The 5,232-nt window shown below is 46.2% G+C and carries 7 protein-coding genes; 3 read left to right on the forward strand and 4 right to left on the reverse strand.

What is annotated here, in order from left to right; all coding sequences use genetic code 11:
• From AC4E7D_RS08320 to AC4E7D_RS08335, 4 genes are all read right to left on the reverse strand, one after another.
• The coding region (locus AC4E7D_RS08320) for an HAD family hydrolase (RefSeq protein ID WP_490173344.1) at positions 1 to 354 on the reverse strand (354 nt) is incomplete at its 3' end.
• Positions 345 to 1,073, reverse strand: coding sequence for a 3-deoxy-manno-octulosonate cytidylyltransferase (gene kdsB / locus AC4E7D_RS08325; protein ID WP_490173345.1), 729 nt, complete (start codon positions 1,071 to 1,073; stop codon positions 345 to 347). The genes AC4E7D_RS08320 and kdsB, both read right to left, overlap by 10 nt.
• A gap of 16 nt (positions 1,074 to 1,089) precedes the next feature.
• The gene (locus AC4E7D_RS08330) at positions 1,090 to 1,659 is read right to left on the reverse strand and encodes a DUF4126 domain-containing protein (RefSeq protein WP_490173346.1); all 570 of its coding nucleotides are present in this window, start codon (positions 1,657 to 1,659) and stop codon (positions 1,090 to 1,092) included.
• Positions 1,660 to 1,692: 33 nt separating this feature from the next.
• On the reverse strand, positions 1,693 to 3,126 hold the full coding sequence (locus AC4E7D_RS08335; RefSeq protein ID WP_490173347.1) for an ATP-dependent DNA helicase: 1,434 nt from the start codon (positions 3,124 to 3,126) through the stop codon (positions 1,693 to 1,695).
• Positions 3,127 to 3,381: 255 nt separating this feature from the next.
• Here AC4E7D_RS08335 and AC4E7D_RS08340 point away from each other — a divergent pair, with 255 nt between their 5' ends.
• From AC4E7D_RS08340 to AC4E7D_RS08350, 3 genes are all read left to right on the forward strand, one after another.
• The gene (locus tag AC4E7D_RS08340; RefSeq protein WP_490173348.1) at positions 3,382 to 4,032 is read left to right on the forward strand and encodes a hypothetical protein; all 651 of its coding nucleotides are present in this window, start codon (positions 3,382 to 3,384) and stop codon (positions 4,030 to 4,032) included.
• Positions 4,010 to 4,843 carry a DUF3822 family protein gene (locus AC4E7D_RS08345; RefSeq protein WP_490173349.1) on the forward strand — a complete coding sequence of 278 codons (834 nt, stop codon included), beginning with the start codon at positions 4,010 to 4,012 and terminating at the stop codon, positions 4,841 to 4,843. The genes AC4E7D_RS08340 and AC4E7D_RS08345 overlap by 23 nt, the downstream gene beginning before the upstream one ends.
• The coding region (locus AC4E7D_RS08350) for an RsmD family RNA methyltransferase (RefSeq protein WP_490173350.1) at positions 4,843 to 5,232 on the forward strand (390 nt) is incomplete at its 3' end. The genes AC4E7D_RS08345 and AC4E7D_RS08350, both read left to right, overlap by 1 nt.

The following is a 5,232-nucleotide window of genomic DNA, read 5'->3' on the forward strand; positions in this document are numbered from 1 at the left end:
TTCCAGAGCTTTTAGAACCTCCTCAACACCATCCAATAGCTCCACAGGTTTAGCAATCATCTGCTTACCCATGGTAATGATCTCGTGGATAGTATCCTGTCTGACATCATTATTGGAAAGCTCCAGGGCCGATTCTATCATCGATAACATAAAGCTCTTGATCCCATACCCGTAGAGGCCCAGGTTTTCCATTTCCTTTCGGAACAATTCCTGATCCACTTTGTTTTTGGTCTCGTAAGGTTCCAGGAGGCCGGCAAATTTCTCTTCGGTTTCGCGAAAATAAGTTTCGTTGACCCAAAGGGTATCATCTGCATCGAACCCAATTACCTTTATGTGACTTAAATCTAACTCCATATGGCCTTTGCTCTTTCCAGATCTTCAGGGGTGTCAATTTCAATCCCGGTAACTTCGGTCTCCACCATTTTTATTTTCTTGCCATATTCCAGGTACCGTATGGCCTCGATTTTTTCCGCAGCTTCAAGTTCCAGCATGGGCAGCCGCCTGAAATCAAGCAGGGCACGTTTTCTGAAGGCATAGATCCCCTTGTGTTTGAAATACGGAATTTCCCTTGATTCATCCCGGGGGTAGGGAATCGGGGATCGGGAAAAATACAGTGCGAAATTACGGCGATCCACGACAACTTTTACCGTATTTGGATTATTTATTTCGGCCTTATCGGTTATCCTGGTCATCAGGGAAGCCAGGTCAATTTCCTTATCGTGATCCTCATTAAATACTTCCAAAACGCTTTGCAGGCTTTTCTTTTCTGTAAAAGGTTCATCCCCCTGTACATTAACGATAATGTCCACATCCATATCGGTTACTGCTTCCGCAATCCTGTCACTTCCTGTTTCGTGCTCTTCCCTGCTCATCAGGGCCTTCCCTCCCTCCCCAACAATAGCATCAAAGATGACAGGACTGTCTGTTACTACATATACCTCATCAAAAAGTCCTGTGGCCACTGCAGCCTGGTAGGTACGGACAATCACAGGTTTTCCGGCCAGGTCCTGCATAAGTTTGCCTGGAAAACGGGAGGCCGCATATCGGGCAGGGATCATTGCAATAATTTTCATATTCCGGGGAACTGGTTTACGTTTTTATTCGAGGGCGAAGCTTGCGGTAAATAACAAAGATAACCACCAGGATGAGGATCACGAGGACGGCAGCAATTACCGGAACAAAAAGGGATGCCAGTGAAACTACCGTAGCGGTTCCGGTTTCAATCGTTGAAACGACCGGGTTTCCAAGCCCTCCGGTTGTTGCTGTTGACGCCAGCCTGCTCGTAGCGGATGCTCCTTTTATGGCAGATGCTGTTCCCCCCCCTGCTATAATGGCCAGGGACCAGGTTACCAATGGATCAAGATCTGCCATAGTAGAAACCATGACCGCCGTCCCGGCAATTGCTGCCAGGGGTATAGCAAGGCTGTCCAGCAGGTTGTCCACCCATGGGATATAATAAGCAAACACCTCCACAACCATGGCCACCCCAAAGGTAATGACAGCAGCAAGGCTTCCCATCCACTCCCAACTTTCATTCAGATCCCATATGCCGTTGTAGGCGGCCAGGCTCAGCGCGAATAAGGGTAGGAATACCCGGAAACCCACAGAGGCTGCCAGGCCTATGCCCAGAAAAATGCTGATGATGGTCTCAGAGGTCATATCAAATCGCTTTGCTACTAAAATACTCCATTCCTATTCAACAAAAAAATCCCCCTTAAACCCAATGAGATACAGCTTGTTTTTGGCCCGGGTTATTGCCGTGTAGAGCCACCTGAGGTATTCCTTGTCTGGGCCATCCGGCAAATAGGGTTGCTCCACAAACACGGTATCCCACTGCCCTCCCTGGGATTTGTGGCAGGTGATGGCATAGGAAAATTTTACCTGAAGGGCGTTAAAGAACCTGTTGTTCTTGACCCCGAGAAATCTTTTATAGGACGATTTTTCATGAGCGTAGTCTTTCTGCACCTCCTGATACAGCCGATTCCCGTCCTCATAAGACAGTGATGGGGTTTCTGCCTTAATGGTGTCCAGCAGCAGCACAGTTTCAAAAGGAGCCTGACCTGGGTAATCCACCATTTGTACCCGGACTTCTGCAAAGCGGAAACCATACAACTCCTTGATGGCAAAAATTTCCAGGATTTCAATGATATCCCCGTTGGCAATGAATCCGGCATCTGAATTGGGTTTTAGCCAGAAATAGTTGTTCTTTACCACCATTAGGTAATCCCCTGCGGCCAGTTCACTTTCCAGGAAAAGAATGCGTTTCCTGATGTTTTCATTGTAGAGGTTCGCCCGTTTATTCGACCTTACGATAAAGACCGTTTCTTCCTTCCCGAGTTGGCTATAAGCAGTATCAATAGCATCCTGAATTTCATATCCATCTGTCAGGCGGATGATATCTGAAAACCCCTGCAGGTTAAACCGGAAGGCATCGTAATGGCCCAGATCGATCTGTTCCCTTACCAGAGTGGCGTTCCAGAGGATTCCCGAGGCTTTGCTCTGCCTCACAACCTCATCCAGTTCCAGTTCCTGCACTTCCTTTTGATAGTTTAGGCTGAGCTTTTGGCCGTCCAGTGCCGGACTCAGCACCAGCTTTACAGGAGGGAGCTGGGCCGTATCCCCAATCAGAATGAGCTTACATTTATGTCCCGAATACACGTATTGAATGAGGTCATCCAGCAATGCCCCCTTCTCGAACAGTTTGGCATCCGTAGGGGTATCTGGTATCATTGAGGCCTCGTCTACTATAAATACCGTGTTCCTGTGTTTGTTTGGAGCCAGGACAAAACGGATAGCCCCTCCTTTGTCCTTTCTGGGAAAGTAGATCTTTCGGTGAATGGTGAAAGCCCGGGTATTGGCATACTGGCTCATCACCTTCGCAGCACGGCCTGTAGGCGCCAGTAAAACTGTTCCCAGTTTGGTATGCCAGAGGTGTTTTACCAAGGCCGCAATGATGGTCGTTTTCCCTGTCCCTGCAAAACCCCTGAGGAGGAAAAGCGTGTCTTTTTTAGGATTTAGCAGGAACTGCGCAAGTTGTTTCAGGGCGAGGGCCTGCCTGGCCGTAGGTTCATGTGGAAACCCTTCGTGAAGTATTTTGTAAAACCCGCCTGGAGAAAGATCGCGCATAGCAGGGCAAATATAGGCAGATATTCCAGGGAAATGTTCCTTTTGCCCCATTTCAGACGGGGAAATTTTTAGCGCCTACACCCCCTTTATCGGCCCTGGGTAATTCTGGTTTTAGCAGGTATGCCGATTAAGCTCAACGGGGCATTTTAAAGACGGGCTTCCCGCCTAAATTCCGCCTTTAATTTATTAGGCAGTTCACAAAAAAATTGTAGATTTGTGGGAACCGCTTTAAACTAATTAACACCATCAATTAATATGAAAACCATTCTTCAAATTGTACTTTGGATAGTTTGTATCGGCTTGGGATTCCTCATCTATAAGTCTGTGACAGGGCCGATTGAATTTCAAAAAGTAAAGGAAGAGCGCTTCTCCCAGGTAATTTCCACACTCAAGGATATCCGTGATTCGCAAATGGCGTACAGGACCGTTAACGGAAAATACGCGAATGATTTCGAAAGTCTGATTGCCTTTGTAGATACGGGACAATACACGATCACTCAGCAGCGCGATTCTTCTTATATGGAGTATGACAAAGTATACGGCATTGACATGTTGAAGGAAATCACCATTATTGACACCCTTGGATTTGTAGCCGTAAAGGATTCCCTATTTAAGGATAGTGACCGTTACAAGACGATGATGAATGTTCCCTATGCCCAAGGCGGTGAAAAATTCACCATTAAATCAGATGTGATTTCCAAAGGAGGATATTCTGCCCCGGTATTTGAAGTAAAAGTAAGCAAGGATGTGGTTCTCTATGACCAGCCTCAGGATTTACGCGACAGGGAAAATGCCCAGGTCAGTGTTGAAGAGGTAAATGGGTCGGAAATTAAAGTAGGATCCCTGACTGATGTAAGTACAAACGGAAACTGGCCTCCGATTTATGACAAAAAAGACGATCAATAGAGGCTCGGAAGATTCATTTGAAAATTATCACAAATTGTCCATTCAGGTTAGCTTGAATGGACTTTCTTTTTGTGTCCTGGACCCCATAGGAAATAGCATTGTCCTTTCCAGGCGCGTGGAGTTTGAAAAAGAGCTCTCGCCTTACGAGGTCCTTAAGAAATTAAAGTCCCTGATCCGTTCTGAAGGCATCCTGAACTACCAATATACCGATGTAGTGGTCATCCACAGAAATACCTTGTTCAGCCTTGTGCCGAAATCCCTGTTCAATCCGGATGAACTGGCCAATTATTTAAAGTTCAATGTGAAATTGCTGGCAAATGACCTGGTGGTCTACGATAAAATCCCCAATTACGACCTCGTAAATGTCTATGTCCCTTTCGTAAACCTGAACAATTATATCTACGATCTCTTCGGGGAGTTTGAGTTCCGTCACCACGGTACGGTGCTACTGGACTCTCTCCTCAATTTGCATAACAAGGGCAAAGCACCGATCTGCTATGTGCATGTTGATGCTGATCAAATAGACATCACGGTTATAGATCAGAAAAGATTACTCTTTTTTAACAGCTTTCCGATCAGCAGTAAGGAGGACTTTATTTACTATTTGCTCTTTTCCCTTGAACAACTCAAGCTGGATCCGGAAACAGTTAAAGTGCGGTTATTCGGGACCATAGAGGAAGAAGACGAGCGCTATGAGATCGCATTTGAATACATCCAGAACATTGCCATTTACATTCCCACTGAAGACTATCCGGACCAGGACGAAACCGATCAGCACCGGGTAGACTTTACGGTGATCAACGCCCTGTAATGAGGATCATTTCGGGAAAATACAAGGGAAAAAGGCTTCTAGCTCCGAAGAACCTGCCCGTCCGGCCAACCACAGACATGGCAAAAGAGGGATTGTTCAATATCCTTCGCCATCAATATGACTTTGAAGAAATTTCCGTGCTCGACCTTTTTGCAGGTACCGGGAACATTAGTTTCGAATTCGCATCCCGGGGAACCTCGAATATTGTCTGTGTAGATAAAGATTATCGCTGCCTGAAGTATATCAGTACGGTGTCCAAAGAACTTGGGCTCAACATACATACGTTTAAGGACGATGCCTTCCGCTATCTTGAACGCCCGCAAATACAGTTCGATATAATCTTTGCGGATCCCCCTTATCAGCTACCCCTGTCTGATTTCAGTAAAATC

The sequence above is a fragment of the Lentiprolixibacter sp. genome (assembly GCF_982873095.1).